The sequence below is a fragment of the Candidatus Bathyarchaeota archaeon genome (assembly GCA_026014745.1).
In the GTDB taxonomy this organism is placed as follows: Archaea; Thermoproteota; Bathyarchaeia; order Bathyarchaeales; family Bathycorpusculaceae; genus Bathycorpusculum.
Window position 1 is genome coordinate 1,152,880 of record JAOZHS010000001.1, and the last position, 17,852, is coordinate 1,170,731.

20 protein-coding genes are annotated in these 17,852 nt (G+C 49.4%); 12 read left to right on the forward strand and 8 right to left on the reverse strand.

The genetic code is table 11. The annotated features are described in order from the left end of the window. Positions 1-63: 63 nt before the first annotated feature. Positions 64-1,113, reverse strand: coding sequence for an agmatine deiminase family protein (locus NWE92_06085; GenBank protein ID MCW4029200.1), 1,050 nt, complete (start codon positions 1,111-1,113; stop codon positions 64-66). Further along, positions 1,106-2,008: a carbon-nitrogen hydrolase gene (locus NWE92_06090; GenBank protein MCW4029201.1), complete on the reverse strand. Its 903-nt coding sequence runs from the start codon at positions 2,006-2,008 to the stop codon at positions 1,106-1,108. Before NWE92_06090 ends, NWE92_06085 begins: the two co-directional genes overlap by 8 nt. Before the next feature lie 219 nt (positions 2,009-2,227). Here NWE92_06090 and NWE92_06095 point away from each other — a divergent pair, with 219 nt between their 5' ends. Beyond that, positions 2,228-3,901, forward strand: a complete 1,674-nt coding sequence (locus tag NWE92_06095; protein MCW4029202.1) for a chloride channel protein — start codon at positions 2,228-2,230, stop codon at positions 3,899-3,901. Positions 3,902-4,010: 109 nt separating this feature from the next. Here the strand turns inward: NWE92_06095 and NWE92_06100 are convergent, their stop codons facing one another. After that, positions 4,011-4,907 carry a hypothetical protein gene (locus NWE92_06100; protein ID MCW4029203.1) on the reverse strand — a complete coding sequence of 299 codons (897 nt, stop codon included), beginning with the start codon at positions 4,905-4,907 and terminating at the stop codon, positions 4,011-4,013. Between the two features lie 255 nt (positions 4,908-5,162). Between NWE92_06100 and NWE92_06105 the strand changes: the two genes are divergently transcribed. Both NWE92_06105 and NWE92_06110 read left to right on the forward strand, forming a co-directional pair. Then, the gene (locus NWE92_06105; GenBank protein MCW4029204.1) at positions 5,163-6,638 is read left to right on the forward strand and encodes a C/D box methylation guide ribonucleoprotein complex aNOP56 subunit; all 1,476 of its coding nucleotides are present in this window, start codon (positions 5,163-5,165) and stop codon (positions 6,636-6,638) included. Further along, positions 6,622-7,320, forward strand: coding sequence for a fibrillarin-like rRNA/tRNA 2'-O-methyltransferase (locus NWE92_06110; protein ID MCW4029205.1), 699 nt, complete (start codon positions 6,622-6,624; stop codon positions 7,318-7,320). The genes NWE92_06105 and NWE92_06110 overlap by 17 nt, the downstream gene beginning before the upstream one ends. Before the next feature lie 82 nt (positions 7,321-7,402). On the opposite strand, the gene NWE92_06115 is transcribed toward NWE92_06110, so the two are convergent. Next, a complete protein-coding gene (locus NWE92_06115) occupies positions 7,403-8,155 on the reverse strand; it encodes a hypothetical protein (protein MCW4029206.1) in 753 nt (250 codons plus the stop codon). Positions 8,156-8,244: 89 nt separating this feature from the next. Here NWE92_06115 and NWE92_06120 point away from each other — a divergent pair, with 89 nt between their 5' ends. Together NWE92_06120 and NWE92_06125 are read left to right on the forward strand one after the other, a co-directional pair. Then, a complete protein-coding gene (locus NWE92_06120; GenBank protein ID MCW4029207.1) occupies positions 8,245-8,490 on the forward strand; it encodes a carboxymuconolactone decarboxylase family protein in 246 nt (81 codons plus the stop codon). 25 nt (positions 8,491-8,515) lie between these two features. Beyond that, positions 8,516-8,869: a hypothetical protein gene (locus NWE92_06125; GenBank protein MCW4029208.1), complete on the forward strand. Its 354-nt coding sequence runs from the start codon at positions 8,516-8,518 to the stop codon at positions 8,867-8,869. A gap of 125 nt (positions 8,870-8,994) precedes the next feature. Here the strand turns inward: NWE92_06125 and NWE92_06130 are convergent, their stop codons facing one another. After that, complete coding sequence (locus NWE92_06130) at positions 8,995-9,942, reverse strand: triphosphoribosyl-dephospho-CoA synthase (protein MCW4029209.1); 948 nt, start codon at positions 9,940-9,942, stop codon at positions 8,995-8,997. Positions 9,943-10,031: 89 nt separating this feature from the next. Between NWE92_06130 and NWE92_06135 the strand changes: the two genes are divergently transcribed. Next, positions 10,032-11,057, forward strand: a complete 1,026-nt coding sequence (locus NWE92_06135; protein ID MCW4029210.1) for a hypothetical protein — start codon at positions 10,032-10,034, stop codon at positions 11,055-11,057. Here NWE92_06135 and NWE92_06140 read toward each other — a convergent pair. The 3 genes from NWE92_06140 to NWE92_06150 form a co-directional block, all read right to left on the reverse strand. Then, positions 11,054-12,127 carry a nucleotidyltransferase domain-containing protein gene (locus NWE92_06140; GenBank protein ID MCW4029211.1) on the reverse strand — a complete coding sequence of 358 codons (1,074 nt, stop codon included), beginning with the start codon at positions 12,125-12,127 and terminating at the stop codon, positions 11,054-11,056. The genes NWE92_06135 and NWE92_06140 overlap by 4 nt on opposite strands. Continuing rightward, positions 12,115-13,176, reverse strand: coding sequence for a hypothetical protein (locus tag NWE92_06145; protein MCW4029212.1), 1,062 nt, complete (start codon positions 13,174-13,176; stop codon positions 12,115-12,117). The genes NWE92_06140 and NWE92_06145 overlap by 13 nt, the downstream gene beginning before the upstream one ends. Positions 13,177-13,317: 141 nt before the next feature. Next, the gene (locus NWE92_06150; GenBank protein MCW4029213.1) at positions 13,318-13,752 is read right to left on the reverse strand and encodes a ribbon-helix-helix domain-containing protein; all 435 of its coding nucleotides are present in this window, start codon (positions 13,750-13,752) and stop codon (positions 13,318-13,320) included. A gap of 91 nt (positions 13,753-13,843) precedes the next feature. Here NWE92_06150 and NWE92_06155 point away from each other — a divergent pair, with 91 nt between their 5' ends. From NWE92_06155 to NWE92_06180, 6 genes are all read left to right on the forward strand, one after another. Next, positions 13,844-14,044, forward strand: coding sequence for a hypothetical protein (locus NWE92_06155; GenBank protein ID MCW4029214.1), 201 nt, complete (start codon positions 13,844-13,846; stop codon positions 14,042-14,044). Positions 14,045-14,114: 70 nt separating this feature from the next. Next, on the forward strand, positions 14,115-14,573 hold the full coding sequence (locus tag NWE92_06160; GenBank protein ID MCW4029215.1) for an Lrp/AsnC family transcriptional regulator: 459 nt from the start codon (positions 14,115-14,117) through the stop codon (positions 14,571-14,573). A 143-nt stretch (positions 14,574-14,716) separates the two neighbouring features. After that, entirely contained in the window at positions 14,717-15,193 is a 477-nt protein-coding gene (locus NWE92_06165) for an AsnC family transcriptional regulator (GenBank protein MCW4029216.1), read from the forward strand. Between the two features lie 13 nt (positions 15,194-15,206). Beyond that, entirely contained in the window at positions 15,207-15,677 is a 471-nt protein-coding gene (locus NWE92_06170) for an AsnC family transcriptional regulator (protein ID MCW4029217.1), read from the forward strand. Further along, complete coding sequence (locus NWE92_06175; GenBank protein ID MCW4029218.1) at positions 15,671-16,816, forward strand: radical SAM protein; 1,146 nt, start codon at positions 15,671-15,673, stop codon at positions 16,814-16,816. The genes NWE92_06170 and NWE92_06175 overlap by 7 nt, the downstream gene beginning before the upstream one ends. Further along, complete coding sequence (locus tag NWE92_06180; protein ID MCW4029219.1) at positions 16,813-17,850, forward strand: radical SAM protein; 1,038 nt, start codon at positions 16,813-16,815, stop codon at positions 17,848-17,850. The genes NWE92_06175 and NWE92_06180 overlap by 4 nt, the downstream gene beginning before the upstream one ends. Positions 17,851-17,852: the final 2 nt, after the last annotated feature.

The window sequence follows — 17,852 nt, forward strand, 5'->3', positions numbered from 1 at the left end:
TATTATTCCACTGGAGAGTTTAAACTTAGCGAAAAAAGAAGGAAACCGTGAAGTGTTTGACTCTTAAACAGGACAGGGTTGCTGCTGGCTGATGCAATGCAGGGTGCCAAAGCCATAAACCACGTCCCCACAGTAGATTCCTACGACTTTTCGGGTTGGAAACAGCTCCTGCAGAATCCTGATTGCCTCGGCGTCGTGGGGGTCATTGAAGACTGGAACGAGGACTTTGGTGTTGCCGATGTAGAAGTTGGTGTAGCTGGCGGGGAGCAGGTAGTCTTCGTCGCTGATGACTTTGGGCATGGGCAGTTTGACGATGCGGAAGGGTTTGCCGTCTTGGTCTACTGCCTGAGTAAGGATTTCATAGTTTTCTTGAAGCGCTGCATAGTCTGCGTCGTTGGGGTTTTCTTGGTAGGCGCAGACGATGGTGGTGGGGTTAACGAAGCGGGCTAAATCATCGATGTGCCCATCAGTATCATCGCCGAGGATGCCGCGTTTGAGCCAAATAAAATGCTGCACCCCCAAATACTTGCAGAGGTACTTCTCGATTTGCTGCTTGTTGAGGTCGGGGTTGCGGTTCTCGTTTAACAGGCATTGCTCCGTGGTGAGTAGGGTGCCTTCGCCGTTGACGTCAATGGAGCCGCCCTCTAAAACGATGCCCGGTTCAAAACAGGGCAACGCCATCTTTTGGTTGATAACGTCGGGGATTTCTTTGTCTTTTAGGAGAGTTTCGTATTTTTCGCCCCAAGAGTTAAACTTCCAATGAATCATCGCCAACTCATGTTTGGAGTTTTTGACGAATATAGGACCGTAATCGCGGAACCAAACGTCGGCGTAGTCATGAATGTGAAAGGTAACTTTGGATAAATCAATGTCCGCCGCTTGGAAGAGGCGGCTGGCTTTCTGTTTGGTTTCTTCGTCTTTTACAAAGAGGTTTACGTGTTCGCTTGTGTGGATTTCTTTGACGATTTGAACGTAGGTGCCTTCGACTTTTTCGACGCGATTAGGGAAGGTTAGGGGGTCGTAGGGCCACGCGAGCCAGATGGCGCTGTGGGGTTGCCACTCGGCGGGCATCCTATAATCCAGCGGATTGCAGGCTTTAGGGGTTTTACTCATGTTTGTCGGCTCCTTGGGTGAGGGGTTTGTAGGTGTCGGGGCGGCGGTTGCGCAGAAAACCCCAGCCTTCCTGAATAAGTTGATTTCTGGCTAAGTCTAGTGTGACGACGATGACTTCTTCTTGGGTGGTGCTTGCTTCCGCGACGACTTTGCCAAAAGAGTCAGCTATGAAGCTGCCTCCCCAGAATTCCAGTTCGTCTTCTTCGCCGACACGGTTCACGGCTGCCACATGAATGCCGTTACCTATGGCGTGGGCACGTTGCACGGTTCGCCATGCGTCATGCCAGTCGCCGTCTGCGGATGTGTACCCTTTGACGTAGCCGATGGCTGTGGGGTAAAAGATGATTTCAGCTCCCTGCAAGGCGTGGATGCGGGCGGGTTCAGGGAACCATTGGTCATAACAAATCAAAGCGCCAATTTTGGCGTAGCGCGTTTGGTAGACTTGGTAGGGTGTGTTGCCTTCTGAGAAGTATTCTTTTTCGTAGAAGTAGGGGTCAAACGGTATGTGGGCTTTGCGGTAGGTGCCCAAAATTTTGCCGTCAGCGTCAATTACGGCGGCGGTGTTGTAGTATTTGCCGTCTGAGCCCTTCTCAAAGAGGGGCGCGACAATGACGATTTGATGCTTTTTGGCTAATTCACAGAAGAGTTTGGTGGATTCGCCTGGGATGGATTCCGCGTAACTTGATGCGTCCACGTTTTCCTGTTGTGGGAAGTATCTGGTTCGGTAGAGTTCTTGAAGGCACACGATTTGGGCGCCTCGGCTTGCGGCTTCCTCGATTTTTGCTGCGGTTTTTTTCATGTTCGCCGCTATGTCGCTGGTAACTGCGGTTTGGATAAGCCCTACCGTGACTGTTTTTTTGTTGGGTGCTCTCTTCGTTGTTATTGGCGTTTCCATCCTTTTGGAATTAATTTATGTGCAGTTCTATTAACTTTTTGAGAACGCAACGCTAAACGCACTTAAAAACCTGTTTTCTCACTTGGATGCGCCTTGGTTTTGCCCTCCACTTTGTTTCTGGGCTAAACACGAAAGGGCAGCTTAAATCGGGTTTTTTTGAACAGTTCTTCAACATTTGTTCAATAAATTTATAAGCAATTGGTGGGTTTGACGCGCAAAATGAGTAGGCTCGATAGTGTCCGTTATTATTTGATGGTTGCTGTAGTAGGTTTAATGGCAGCTGCCGCCGCCATCGTGTTGTACTTGGTTTACACAGAACTCTGGGCATTTACACAAACCTGCATCTCCTACTCAATTCTACTCTTCATCCCCCTGGCTTTTGGCGCTATAGTGGGGTCATTTTATTTAGTAAAACGCTGTGCAAACACCAAAACCACTGGGTCAGGTACCCACACGGTACTGGAAGCTTACCATTTAACCAACGGCGAAATCAGCCTCCGAGACACCGTAGTCAAACCCGTCGCAGGTATGTTAACAATCGGTTTAGGGGGCAGCGCAGGACCTGAGGGACCCGGTCTGCTAGCAGGCGGCGGAATCGCTTCATGGTTTTCTCGGCGGCTCAAAATTCCCCCTGACATGCGTATGCGCCTCTTCATCGCGGGCGCCGCTGCGGGCTTAGCCGCTACCTTTCGGACACCGCTGACTGCCATTTTGTTTGCGCTTGAAATCCCCTATAAAAACGACTTAGACCGCGAAACCTTCGTCGAAGCCTCCGTTGCATCCATCCCCGCCTATTTGCTTTCGGTTGCGGTGCTGGGCAGCGAACCCATCTTTGGCTCCATTGCCAACGTCCCCCTCACTTTAGAAGTGATTGGGTTGTCTTTGCTTTTGGGTTTAATCTGTGGTCTCTACGCTGTGTTCTTCACTAAATCGTTTGCTTGGATGGGACAATTAGGTGTCAAAATCCGCAAACGCTACGGCCTCAACACCGTGATAATTCTCGGTGCATTGGTGCTTGCAGCTTCTGGCTTAATCTCTGTTTACTCTATCGGTGTAGGACTGCATTTTGTTAACGCCTTAATCAGCGGGGCAAGCTTTAGCATCGCTGTGCTTATCGGCATTGTATTGTTGAAGACTTTTGTAACTGCCACAACGCTTAACTTCGGCGGTTCCGGAGGCTTGTTCTTCCCCACAATCGTTATCGGCGCTGGCTTAGGTTACATCTTCTCGCTGGTCTTTAGCCAAGTTAACCTCGCGGTGATGTTTATCGCGGTCGGTATGGCGTCTTTGCTTGCTGGAACCCACAAAATACTCCTCACCCCTGTGGCGTTCGTTGTGGAAACTTTGGGCGGCGTGTTTGCTATACCCGCGTTGCTTGCCAGTGGCATCAGCTACCTGCTCTCCGGTAAACACTCCTTCTATCCGCTTCAGCCTCGTACCCGCTTAAAGACTGAGGAGTTAGCTTTGGAGCGGTTCTTCCTTAAAGGTCAAAAACTAATACCTGATAAACTCCGTAGCTCCATCGCGTCAGAAGTCATGACTAAGCGACCTATCGTACTGCTTAAAGGCACCAGCGTCCGTGAAGCTCTCGAGACCTTTGAGGGCACTAAACTGCGTGTTATGCCCGTAATTGATCAAGAAAACCATGTTATTGGCGTGGTGAACCTTGAAGACCTCGGCTACATCGATGTGCGACGTCAAGAACTCAGCCTCTCAGATACCGTGATGCATACACCCATTATCCAAAAAGAAACTGATAATCTTGAGACGATAGCGCAATCCATGATGGACACCCAAGAAGACCACATCTTTATCGTGGACTCAGACGATAAACTGGTCGGCGTCATCTCTGGTATTGATGTGGTTAAGAAAATCATTGAACTCCTGTCCTAGAAATATTAAGCGAGGTTGTAGAAATAACTCTGCGGTTGATTAGCCCGATTCATCCTTAAAGAAAACTTGATAACTGATTTTAGAAAAAAAATCTAAAAAAGGGGAAAATTTACTTGTTTCTTCTGCTTCGGAACACAAGCGCCGCTGCAATGCCGATTACCGCAATAACCGCTAATATGCCGATGATGATGTAGAGATACATTACGTCTATGCCGCCGGTTGAAGTGCCACCGGTGCTGGAGCCTGCTGGAGCAAACATTGCCTGATAATCATAGGTGTATCCGTAACCGCAGTTGATGTTGGTGGGGTTATCAGTGATTGTGGTTGGGTGTCCGTCGGTGCCTGTTGCAACCCAGTAGACAAAGGTGTTGCCTGAGTCAGGGGTTGCTTGAAGCACTATGTTTGTGCCGTTAGCGTAGTAGTAGGTTCCTGGTCCAGGGTTGGTGGATCCTCCCACTGAATCTAAAACCTTCACGACGGCGTCAGTGGTTGGCGCAACATCAATGGGTGCAAATATTGGTTGATACACGTAGGTGTAGCCGTAGCCGCAGATGATGTTTAGCGGGTTCGTGGAGGTGATTAGGCTGTCTTGGGCTACTGATGAGGTTGATGGAAATGTGGGAACAAAGTTGGGATCGTTGATGGCGTTTTCAGGATAATTAATTGGGGGCTGGTTGTGGCCGGGTGTGTAGGAACCGCGGATGCTCCAGTATAAGAATTTGTAGCCAGAGTCAGGGGTTGCTTTGAGGTTGATGGTGGCGCCGTAATTGTAGCTGTAGGCTCCAGGTGTAGGTTCGGTTGTTCCGCCCACGGATGCGGCGACAACCACGTTAGCGACTTCTGCGGTTGCAGGCGGCGATGGGGTCACGTTGGGGTTTGGCACGGAGGGGTACTGTTGAATAGGAAGTTGCTCGATGGGTTGGTCTTGGGCGATTGCTACTGCTAACGATGATGTTAACAGTATCAGAAAAAACAAAGTTGACGCTCTTACAAGTTTGGACGACAAAAATTACTCCTCTATCGCTTGGTTGTATTTGGCTAGTTTTCGCATTTAAGAATGTGTGACTGTGCCCACGCAACAACAAGAACTAGCATATCCCAACTTAACCCAACTGGGTAGCACAGGTTGATCTGGATGTCGTCAGGTACCTTTGGTATGGTTGAATGGCTGGTTATGCTATATACAACAGACTGAGTAAGAGACAACTATTTATTAAGAGAGACTGCGGAACAATACTGTAGTTTAATTGGGGCCAAATACATGAAAGCATTCATAGTTCAATTCCCATTCGGCGTTGCAGCCTTCGACGAAACCAACAGTCTTGTCGAAAAAGCCCTATTCGCAAAAAAAGCGCAGGCAGCAGCCAAAGCGCTCTTAAGAGCCGAAACGGGAAAACTCATCGATCAAGCCACATCACTTGTTACCTTACTAAAAAACGCGGGCTACGAAACCTTCGTCTTCGAATCCGCAGCGTTGGCGCAAGACGCCCACCGTAAACTCCAAGTCACAACCGAAGTTATCTCACCCGCAGAATCAGCCGTGCTCCATTCACGCATGGCAGAAGTTGCGTTGGAAAGCGGATTTGCCGCAGACGAATCTGAACTCAACGTCTGGAACCGCAACGTCAGCATGGAACTTGCCAAACTGCGCATTAAAGGTGCAGTTGAAAAACGTGACCTCGTAGTTGCACAGGGCATCCAAACACTCGACAGCCTTGACCAATCTGTTAACCTCTTTATGGGCAGACTCCGCGAATGGTACGGCATCTACTTCCCCGAACTAGACCGCCTCATCGAGAAACATGAAACCTACGCGCGTCTCGTCATGAACCTCGGCAACCGCGATAGCTTCACCGTTGACGGTTTAGAAGCTGAAAACATACCAAAAGAACGCACTCAAATCGTGGCGAAAGCCGCCGAATCCTCTATGGGTGCAGACATCGCCGAAACCGACCTCGTGCAGGTTAGAGCTTTAGCAAAAGACGTCCTCGCATCCTACGAACTTCGCAAGAGTATGGAAGAATACGTAGACCACACAATGGAGGAGATAGCGCCAAACATCCGTGCCGTCGCAGGTGCACTACTTGGTGCCCGCATGATAGCCATGGCCGGCGGCATACACAACCTTGCGATGCGACCCGCCAGCACCATCCAAGTCCTCGGAGCGGAAAAGGCACTATTTCGCAGCCTCAAAACCGGCGCCCGACCCCCCAAACACGGCTTAATCTTCCAACACACCCTACTTCACGACGCTAAACGGTGGCAACGTGGAAAGATTGCACGTGTCATCGCAGGCAAACTCGCCATAGCCGCACGCGCCGACGCATTTGGTCAAGACCACCACTACATTGGTGATAAACTCAAAGAGGACATTAACAAACGCATCGAAGAAATCCATGAGAAATACAAAGAAGCGCCGCCGCCAAAGGAACCTAAACCCCGACCTCAACGTGAAGGCGGATTTGACCGTCGACACGGCGGAGAACGCCGATTTGACCGCGGAAGAGACCGACGTCCCCCACGTGAAGGCGAACGCCGTTTCACATACCGTGAACCCCCACGAGACGCTCAAAGTCAACCAAAACGCGAATTCCAAGAGACCCCCCGAACGGAAGCACCACCACCAAGAGCTGACCAACAGCGTCCATTCACGCCTAAACCGCAGCAAGAGGTACCACCACGAGGCGGCAAACGCAGACGTAAACAGTGGAGAGACAAACGTGGGCGTCCGAGTTAAGCCAAACGACCGATTCAAAGAAATCTATCAGGTTCTTCTTGAAGACGGTGCCAAACGTCTTGGCACAAAAAACTTGACGCCGGGCTTAAGTGTTTACGGTGAACGTCTCGTTAAATACAGACGTGTCGAATACCGCGTTTGGGATGCGTTCCGCAGTAAACTTGCAGGCGCTATAATCAAAGGCTTGCAGAATGTTCCAATTGAACCCGGCTCTAAAGTTCTCTATTTGGGTGCAGCCTCAGGCACAACGCCGAGCCACGTTTCCGACATCGTGGGCGAAACGGGTCAGGTTTACTGCGTTGAATTCGCCCAAAGAAGCCTGCGCGATTTAGTCAACAACGTAGCAACTTTCCGCCCAAACATCTCGCCTATGCTTGAGGATGCTCGTATGCCTGAACGCTATGCCATGTTCATCAGCGGCAAAGTTGACGTGATTTACTGTGACGTGGCTCAACCCGAACAAGCCAAACTTCTCGCCGACAACGCCGACGTCTTCTTAAAACAGGGCGGCTGGGTCATGCTTGCCTGCAAATCACAAAGCATCGACGTTACTATGGCACCCGAAGCAGTGTACAAACAAGAAGCTGCCATTCTGAGGAAACGTGGGTTTGACGTGAAAGAGATTGTTGAGTTGGACCCGTTTGATAAGGCGCATGCCATGATTGTGGCACAGAAGCTTTAAAAATTAAAGATGCGGGCGCGATGCCCGTTCTTTTGTATCAAGTTTTTTGGAGATTGAATCACGGCGTCAGCGAAAAGGTTGCTTAAGCAATGTAGCACATTGAATTTTCGTAATAATCTCTGGCGACTCGAATTAAGTTCTTGTCTTGGGAGAGCATGGCAGTTTCAGAGAATTTCAAATCAGTCACTGTTACTAGTGTTTTAACATCGATTATAAGCAACGTTACGTCACAGCATAATTGTCGAGTGTCGCCGAGTCCTTTGATGTTCTCCGTTTTTAGCATCTTCTCCGTCATTGCAATATTAATCCTAATTTTGCGATCTTGCGCTTCTCTTAGCGTTGTTTCAAGTTCTTGAAAAAGCATGGGGTAAGATACAAAGAATGTGATTTCTTTTTTAGCCGTCGCCATGAGCGTTTTCATTTTGTTTACGATGTTGATTTTGCCGTTCATGATGTAGGCTACTTCAAGTTCATCTTGCTTGTCTGTGCTTTCATAAATTGGGATTAACAAATCTGTGAGGACATCTGCTTCTTTTAGTTCTTCTTTTAATTTCTCGGTTAAGCGCTGTTTGAGATTTGATATGGCTTCTTTGGGCGGAACGGGTTTGTAGATTTTTGGACTGGCATTACGTACGATTAGCATTCCTTTTTCAGACAATCCGTCGAGGGCATAGTAGATTTTTGTGTCCGAAATCCCTGTTTCTTTGCAGAGTGCGCTTGCCGACATTGAAGGGTGTGATAGTAAGGTGGCGTAGACTTCTGCTTCGTATGTTGATAGGTTGAGGTTTTTTAAGCCTTGAATTATTCGGTCTTTTGCGATTGCGTCATTTTTCACGGTTGCTTCCTCTTTCTGAGAAGTATATGTCAGAAAAATCTTAAATATATTTCTACTCCCTTTTAGGAAGTAGAAGCAAAGTGATTAAAATGGAAACAAAAGAAAAATGGCTCATAGCGGTTGGCGCAGCATTCACGATAAACTGTCAACCATGCCTAAAAACCATAACCAAAAAAGCCCTCGAAAGCGGTGCAACCAAAAAAGAAATCGCAGAAGCAATCGGAGTCGCCAAAGTAGTAAGAAAAAACGCGACCACCCAAATGGACCGATTCTCAGCGGGGCTATTGGACATGGAAATCGGCGAGAACAACGAAAGTTCGTGCGGCTGCACTTGAGCTAACAAAATTGGGGGTGAAAAAAATGCAAGAAAAATCTATAAAAAACAAAGTCTTCGACGCAATAGCCTGGGGAGCCTTCATTATTCTTCTTGGCGCTGGCTGGATAACATCAACCTACTATCAAATAGAAACAGGCGTTTACGTAGCTCTCGGCGTTGGCTGCATCTTAATTGTCCTCAACATCGCTAGGCGGATAACTGGAATTGCCATTAGCAAATTCAGCCTCTTCATAGGTCTACTAGTGCTTGCCCTAAGCGGTTCAGGGCTTATAGGATTCGCAATGCCCTTTATCCCGACCGTAATCGTACTCATAGGCTTATTCATCGTCGCTGAAGCTATGCAAAAAGCAATCACAAAAAAACCCACACAACCATAATAATTCCTAAGATAAGAACTCGGGTTTTACCCGTTTATTTCACTTGGAGCCTTTGCTCCCCTTATTCTTTACTATCAATTATCGGGTTGGTTACGCGTGTTTTTTTTGCTTCGCTAACTGTCCGTTTATGGTCTATAACCGCTCAACGTACACAAAGCCAACGCCGCTGCAGTAATATCTGCAGTGGTTCCCGGGTTGTAATCGTTTCCCGCTTTGCGGAGTTTCTTGTCAAATGCGATCAGGTGGGCTTTGCCTTCTTTGGTTTCCACGCCGCCGAGGTCAAGAATTTTCTTGGCGCCCAGTGAGACTTCTTGGGCTTTTTTTAAGCCAACTTTGCGGCTGATGAAGGTGTCAGGGTATTCCGCGAGGACTTTTAGGAAGCTGTCCACGATGGCGGTGTTTAGGTCTTTAGTTTTAAGTTGCTTGGAGAGGTAGGGGTAGGCTAAGCCGAAGGTAACGGGGAAATTGTTGACCCACTCACGGCAAATATCGTCATAGCCAGCAGCGATTTTGAAGACTTTAAGGAGAGAGACATTTTCGTTGAGGAGCCGTTTTTTGCTGTTGGCATCCTTGACGTTGAGGTCAGGCGCGCCGTTGAGGCCGCTGGGTTTTGCGATGTCAATGGCTTCATACACCGCAACCGCATCTTTTGGGGTACTGGCCTGTATGACGGCGTCCATGTTTCTGCGTAATTGTACAAAATCAAGAGTGTATTTCTCGTCGTTGGGCGTCATGCCAGCCGCGACTGCGAGCGGCGCAAAGAGCATAATCGTGCCCAGCAGGGTGTTGCCGCCATGCTGCCACGCGTCGATGTCTGTGATGCCCCACTTTATGAGTTCTCCCAGTCCCGCTTCGGAGAGGGCGCGTTTTTTTTCGGCGATTTCTATGCCACGAGTTGCTGCCGCCTCAAAAGAGGGACCTGCAGCTATGGAAGATGCCAAGAAGTGTTCGCATCGGGTGCCTTCGAAGTCAACGACTAGGTTGACGTTTCCAGGTTTGTCTGCGCTGACTTCTAGGATGATGGCTAACTGTAGACATCGGGAAATGTGTTGTGCTTTTTCGCGGTTGCCCATGAGGAATGCACTGTTGTATTAGGGTTCAAAAAAACACTTATTAACGTTATGTAAAAAGTTACAAACAATTGAAGTAACATACAATCAACGTGACAACTATGAAAGCCCGAGAAGGAGACCTCATAAAAACGGTCAGCGGCGTAGTCTTCGACGTCAAAGGCACCACCCACCCCCCAGAGAGCCTCATAGCTTTCCCCCGCTTCATCCCCGACCCCGCAGGACCACGCAAAACCGCCGCAGGCAATTATGGCAAAGTCTACAGCCTAACCGACCGCTTCAACTACCTCCAAACCCACCACCCCGACCTCATCGTATACGACCCAGTGTTTGGCGAAACCCTCTGTGAAGTTCCCACCAGCCAAATCGCAGCGCATTATCAACCCGCTGAAAAACTCGCATCCCTCCGCGCTGCCCAGACCCTGACGCCGCTGGAAGCCAAAGCCCTCCAACTCGCCACCACACTCAAAGAAGCCGCCGACATCCCCTGGATCGCCATTGGCATCTCAGGCTCCATCATGGCAGGTTTAACCACCGACACCTCAGACATTGACCCCCTCGTCTACGGCATAGAAAACAGCCACAAAGCCTACACCGCACTCAAAAAACTCCGCGCCAAACCCGACTCAGGCTTTAAACCCTACACGGAAGCGGAACTCAAAAACCTCTACGACTTCCGCTTCAAAGACACCCACATGAGCTTCCCCGACTTTGCCGCCGTCGAGAGCCGCAAGGCGTTTCAAGGTATGTATCAGGGTGTAGATTACTTCATCCGCTTCCTCAAAGACTGGAACGAAACAGGCGAAGCATACGGCGACATCGTCTACAGCAACAGTGGCTACGTAAAAATCCAAGCTGCCGTTGCTGATGACTCGGATGCGCTGTTCACCCCCTGCACTTATGGGCTAAAAGCGGTTGAGGTTTTGGAAGGACCCAAACTGGAACCCATCAAAGAAGTTGCATCCTTTCGTGGGCGTTTCTGCATGCAAGCCACCGTTGGCGAAAAAATCGAAGCCCAAGGCAAAATCGAACTGGTAAAAAACAAGAAAAAAGCAACGGAATATTACCGTTTGATTTTAGGCAACAAACCCACAGACTACATGGTGCTTCTGCGTTAATGCAGGACTTTTAGGACCTGTTCGTAGTATCGTGGGCAATATGTCAGGGTGATTTGGTAGAAGCTTTCTTCTGCCCACTGCACCTCTTCGAGACTGCCCTCCACAATGACTACTTCGTCTTTTTGGGCTTGCTGACGGAACTCCTCCATGTAACTAAAAACCCGCACCGCCTCCAACGCCTCGCTAGGTCCACTTAACACTTCCAGAGGCTCAATACCATAGACCGAGGGGATAAAGGGTGCGTCGTCATCTGAGGTAATTCGCGCTTTGATTCTTGCCCAGCCCCGTTTGGTTACACAGGTTTTGGGGTCGTATTCGTTTTTGATTTCACCCCAAGCCTTGACGGGTTCAAATTCGGCTTTTATGATTCTGCCACTGTTTTTGCGGTCGTCGTAGAGTCCATATATCATTTTGCGGCGTTGATGCCAAACGAAATCTTTAACATCAAAATTCAAGAACCGCCAATCCTTGCCCTTCATCGCATCCTCAGATTCAAACTCGTTACTCAACCCCGAAGCGTTATCCGCGTAGAGTTCTTGGAGGGTTTGGCACATTTTTTTGTTCTGGGGTTTGCCATAAATTGTGAAGTCAATATCGCTATATTTTGGATGATGAAAACCATGAAGCATAGAACCAAACACGCCAAAATCTGCAGTCGCCACGCCTGATTTATCGGTAACTATACCCAAGACGCGTTCCATTGCTGCCAACAGTGGGTCTGTGGGTCCTGCCTTTAGGAGTTCTTGAAGGCGGGGTTGGGGTTGCCGTGCCTCTAAGATGGCGCTCTGTGGAACACCAACGATTTGTAGCCCGAGCATCTCGTGAAAAAGCAGGTACTGGGGGTATTTTTTGGCGATTAGTTTCATGCCTTCGTCGTTGTAGAATTTGTAGAAGAGTTCGCTTCGTCCTGTTCTGGGTGCGCGTGGGTCTTTGGATTGGAAAATTTTGGAGCTGGCGTATTCCGCATCGCAGATGTAGGCGGTGGCTGGATGGGCGTAGCCAAAGACTCGGAAAATGATGCCTTCCGCGGTTTGGATGGCGTCGCGGTCACGCAAAACTACATTGGCCATAGGTACTCTTCTTCCGAAGTGGCGGTTCCCACAACAACCTGATAGAACACGCTGCCATCACGGGTAGACTGGGCTTTTTCGAGGGTGCCGGCGACTTTGATTTGTTGTCCAGCGCGGGCGACGTTTCGGTAGCAGCCAATGTTTGAGGTGACCACGGTTGGGGTTTGTTCGAGCGGGATTTCGCTTTGGTCGTCTAGGGGTTTGTAGTTGCCTATTTGGTAGCTGGCGGGGCGATACATGGTTTGGGTATCATCGCAGATGGTAGCAGTGAAGCGCAGGGGGGCAAGGGGCGTGTAGATGTAGTCGCCGAAGTCGCCTTGGATTTCGTCGGGGGTTTTGGTGGCGTTGTACATCCAGATTTTGCCTTTATATTTCCCGACGAATTTGCGTGCCGCCTCAATGCGGTTACCTGCGGTGTAGGTGAGTGTGCCCTGGTTAACTAAGGCTTGGATGGTGCTTTCGACTTGTCGGAAGTTATCGCTGCCGTAAACGACAAAGTCAATGTCTGATTCAGGCGCATGCATCTCTAGCGCGATTGAGCCGTGGATGCCGAGGTGACTGTATGGGACGCCTGATTCTTTGGAGACCAACTCGATGAGGTCGAGTGCCATGCTTTGGAGTTTGTCGGGGTTAGGTAGGTTCTGGAGCCAGACAAGGCGGTCTTTGGGTACAAACACTTGTTGGATGCGGTCGAGGGGTGCGGTTATGAGTTCTTTGCCGCGTGTAGAGTCGTAGAAGAGGTAGTTGGGGAATTTTTTTCGGAAAACTTCTATGAAGGTTTGGTAGTTTTTGGCGGTGTAGAGTTTCTCGGCGCGGAATAGCTGGCTGGTGAGGGGTGCGGTGCCAAATTTCCATGTCCGCGTTAACATCTCCACATTAAACAGGTCTTTGTAGGCGGCGGGGATGTATTTGAGGAATGCAAACACCCTATCGTTGGGGTGTTCGTATCCAAAAGTGTTCATGATAAATCCGTCTTTGGTGACGAATGTGTCTCCGTCCATGGGGGTCCAGATTTCTGCTTTTTCTTCCGTGATTTTGCACCGCAACAATTAGGTGAAACGTGGATTAAAAAAGCTATTGCACACGTTTTTTGCTTGCTCGCTCCGTTTTTGATTTTTACAATTAGAAGGCCTAATCCTTAATTCGGCGAATGTTAGCGTTGTGAAATCTGACGGTTGCTTTGGGTCTGCCTATCGCTTTTTTTGCTCGTAATCTTCTTTCTGCTTGAGGTACTCCTGATGCTTCTGCAGTAGCCCGCGGATTTGTTGATTTATGAAGTCGTCAACGCTTAGAAAATCGGTGCCAAGGTCTTGGAGGGCTAGTTGGAGTCGTTCGTATTCGTCTTTGGGGACTTCGATGCAGGTGTATTCTTCTTTAATTTCTCGGAGTTTGTAGCGGATGGCGTCGCGGATGAATTCTTCGCGACTGGTGTAGCCGAGTTGGCGGTTGGCTTCGATGACGTTTTGGGTTTCGTTTAGGAGTTCGGGTGGGAGGCTTATGCTGGTGCCGAGGAGGTTTTCGATGGCGTCGGTGTAGGTTTGCATTTTCATGGTTTGGGCGGTTATTTCGCCTAACATGGCGGTTAGTTTTTGGTGGGCGTCGTCGGATATGCGTAGGGTTTTCATGGGTTGTCCCTATTTATATATGGGGGATAGTAAAGCTAATAAAGGCTTGTCTGTATACTTGGTATACAACGTGTAACTGGTGGACAACAACGTGAAGCACAACATAAGCATAACCATGGACCAAAAACTCTTCCGCGAACTCGAAAACATCCGCGGCAGAGAAAAACGCAGCACCTTCATAGAACACCTAATAATAACAGGCCTAAAAAACTACAAAACCCAACACCCTCTCTCCACCCCCATAATCCTATCTCCAACAAACACCACTCCAAACCGACTAAACGCTAAATAATTTACCCCCACAGAAACCCGATACGAAATTTTCATATCATAGTACGCACGAATTAGTACAACGAACCCATATGACTACTCCCTTGGTACTTGATGAAGCAGATAAACGAATCCTTGAAGTCCTCCAACATGACGGCAGGATATCCTTCGCGGACCTGAGCCGTAAACTAAACCTCGCCGAAGCAACCATCCGATTCCGAGTCAAACGCCTCGAAGACCACAAAGTCATAACCCACTTCGCCGCCATCGTAGACCCCACAAAAGTGGGATTTGGAGTAAGCGGCGCAATTTTGCTAAAAATTGACCCAGCACATTTGGAGGAGGCTTGTAAAGAACTGATGGCGTTTACTGAGACGGCTTACCTGTTTCAGAGTACGGGTGAGTATGATGTGGTTTCGGTGATTTTTGCCCACGACATGGCACACCTCAACGATGTGGTTAAGAAGACGAAGTTGATTGAGGGTGTGAAGGATGCGCGGATTTCGGTGACTACTCGGCTTTTGAAGATGGATTCAGCCATAACCTTGTGATGTTGCTGATTCAGCAATACTATTTTATTTGTGGATAATTTTACGCAACATTAATACGATTTAACGCTGTAAAAAGAGCCACCGTATGCACCAACCTTGCCCAAACAAACCTGAAGAGGCAACAAGGCATGCCGGTGACAAACATGACCCAACCCCCAGCAACCCTAACCTCCACCGATAAAAAAATAATCCAAATCCTCCAAGACCAATTCCCCCTAACAGAACGCCCCTACCAACAAATCGCAAACCAACTCAACCTCACCGAAACCCAAGTCCTAAACCGAATAAAACACCTAACCAAGCAAGGCATCACCCCAAAAATAGGCGCCATCATAGACACCCAAAAAAGCGGGTACGCCGCCACCCTAGTTGCCCTAAAAGTGCCCCCGCACAAAATAGACGAAGTTTCTGCAGTCATAAACCAGTATTCAGGCATCTCTCACAATTATCAAAGGGAACATGCTTACAACGTTTGGTTCACGCTCCGAGCAGCAACCAAAACCGCATTAGACAACACCCTAAGCGAAATTGCCCAAAAAACCAGCATCGCCCCAAAGGACACGCTTAACCTGCCCACCAAGCAATGCTTCAAAATCCAAGTGCGCTTCCAACTCACCTAATCGTGGTGTCTATATGGATGCAGTTGACCGCAAGCTTTTAGCAAAAACCGAAAAAGGCCTCCCCCTCACACCCAAACCCTTCCATGACGTAGCCGCCCAACTCGGCATCACCTCCGACGAAGTCCTCACACGACTACAAAGGCTAAAAGAAGAGGGCGTTATACGTAGGTTTGGCGCTTCAATTCGACCCAACAGCGTCGGGTTTAGCGCAAACGCCATGGTCGCGTGGAAAGTCCCCGCAGAGCGCATCCAAGAAGTAGGTGCCTTTTTTTCGGGATACACAGATGTTTCCCATTGCTATGAACGCCAAATTGTTGTGGACCGCTGGGAATACAATCTCTATACAGTTATGCATGCCCCCGACCGCACTACCCTAGAAGCGTTGGTTAAGCGGTTAAGTGAAGCTTCGGGGTTAGGGGACTTTACGATTCTCTACAGCACTCGAAACCTAAAAACATCCAAAGAGGAAAAAAGCCGATGCTAAACATAACCAAACTTTGGTGTGGCGTCCCCGGCAGCATGGACAGCCTTCGGTACAGTGACTCTACACACAAAAAACCCGTCATCGTCTGGAACAGCACGCAACGCTGTAATCTGCACTGCGTTCACTGCTACGCCAACTCCGAAAACAAACCCTACCCCAACGAATTAACCACCCAAGAAGCCCGCGCCTTCATAGCGGACCTAGCCGCCTTCAAAGTTCCCGTGCTGCTCTTCTCAGGCGGCGAACCGATTCTTCGAGAAGACCTCTTTGAATTAGCAGCTTATGCCACAACAAAGGGTATCCGGGCGGTGCTCTCGACCAACGGAACCCTCATCACACCAACCGTAGCTAAACAACTCAAAGCAGCAGGGTTCTCTTATGTCGGCGTAAGCATCGACGGCACCGAAGAAACCAACAACCGCTTCCGAGGCTGCCCAGACGCGTTTGAAGCTGCCATCGAGGGCATCCGTAACTGCAAGGCCGCAGGCGTCAAACCCGGATTGCGCTTCACGGTAACCAAGTACAACTATGCTGATTTGCCAAAGATTTTTGATTTAATTGAATCTGAGCAAATTCCCCGTGCCTGCTTCTACCATTTAGCCTATGCGGGTCGAGGCTCAGGCATCACCAAAGACGACCTTACACAAGCGCAGACGCGGGAATTCATGGATTACATTTTAGCCAAAGCCGAAGACTTCCAGCATAAACACCTAAACACCGAAATCTTAACCGTGGACAACCATACTGACGCAGTTTACTTGTACCTCAAACTTAAAGAAAAGAACCCCGCGTGGGCGCAAATTGTGCTTGAGCTCTTGAAGTTAAATGGTGGCAACAGTTCAGGGGAAGGCATCGGCTGTGTCGACGCGCAAGGCTTTGTGCATCCGGATCAGTTTTGGCGTCACCACACGTTGGGGAATATTCGGGAGCGGCGGTTTAGTGAAATCTGGACCGACCTCAAAGAACCCCTCTTGATGGGTCTGCGAAGCCGCCGAAGTCTCCTAAAAGGCAAATGCGCGACCTGCTCGTTTCTTGACATCTGTAACGGCAACCTTCGCGTCCGCGCTGAAGCCGTCTACTGTGACGTTTGGGCATCCGACCCCGCATGCTACTTAACCGCCTCCGAGATAACGCCATGACAACTCCCCCTAGCTCCTCGGCTGTTGCGCCTCGCGTCGTGGCTTGGGAATCTACCCGCGCCTGCGCCTTCGCCTGCCGTCACTGCCGCGCCCAAGCCCAAAAAAACGCTGACCCCAACCAACTCACCATCCCCGAAGCCCTAAACCTGATAGACCAAATAGCTGAGTTATGCAAACCCGTATTCATCATTAGCGGCGGTGACCCCCTCCAGCGCCCAGACATTTTTGAAATCGCTGCCTACGCGTCTAAGAGGGGGTTTAGGGTGGTAATGTCTCCAAGTGGCAGCAATATCACTTCTGGGATTATTGAGAAGCTCAAGGCTTCGGGAGTTCGGATGATTTCTCTAAGTTTAGATGGCTCCACCGCTTTAGTGCATGATGGTTTTCGGCAGGTTTTGGGCGCTTTTGATTTGGTTCTGCGCAACGTATCCTATGCAAACGGGGGCGGGTTGCCCTTTCGCATTAACACCACCGTCACGCAGCATAATGTTGGCGATTTAGAAGCCACCCATAGGTTGGCGGTTTCTTTGGGCGCTAAAGAATTTGACGTATTCATGCTGGTGCCCACGGGCAGAGGTAAGATAAGCATGGAACTCTCCCCCAGCCAATACGAAGAAACCCTCAAAACCATACACAACCTCAGCCTCACCTCATCCATACCCGTCAAAGTGACCTGTGCACCCCAGTATGTGCGGGTTGCGTTACAGCAAAAAAACCAAACTACACGCGCAGCCATGGGGCGGGGCTGCATGGCGGGCAACGGCTTCTGTTTTGTTTCCCATGTCGGCGACGTGTTCGGTTGTGGGTTTTTGCCTTTGGCGGCGGGTAATGTTAAGCTTCAAAGTTTCAGGGATATCTATCACAATTCGCCTCTTTTTTTGGAGTTGCGCAATCCTGAGTTGTTGCGGGGGAAGTGCGGCGTTTGCGGTTTTAAGGCATTATGTGGCGGTTGCCGCGCTAGAGCTCTATCGGTCCATAGGAGTCACTTAGCCCAAGAACCCTACTGCGAATATCTGCCGAGCAATGGTTGTTGATG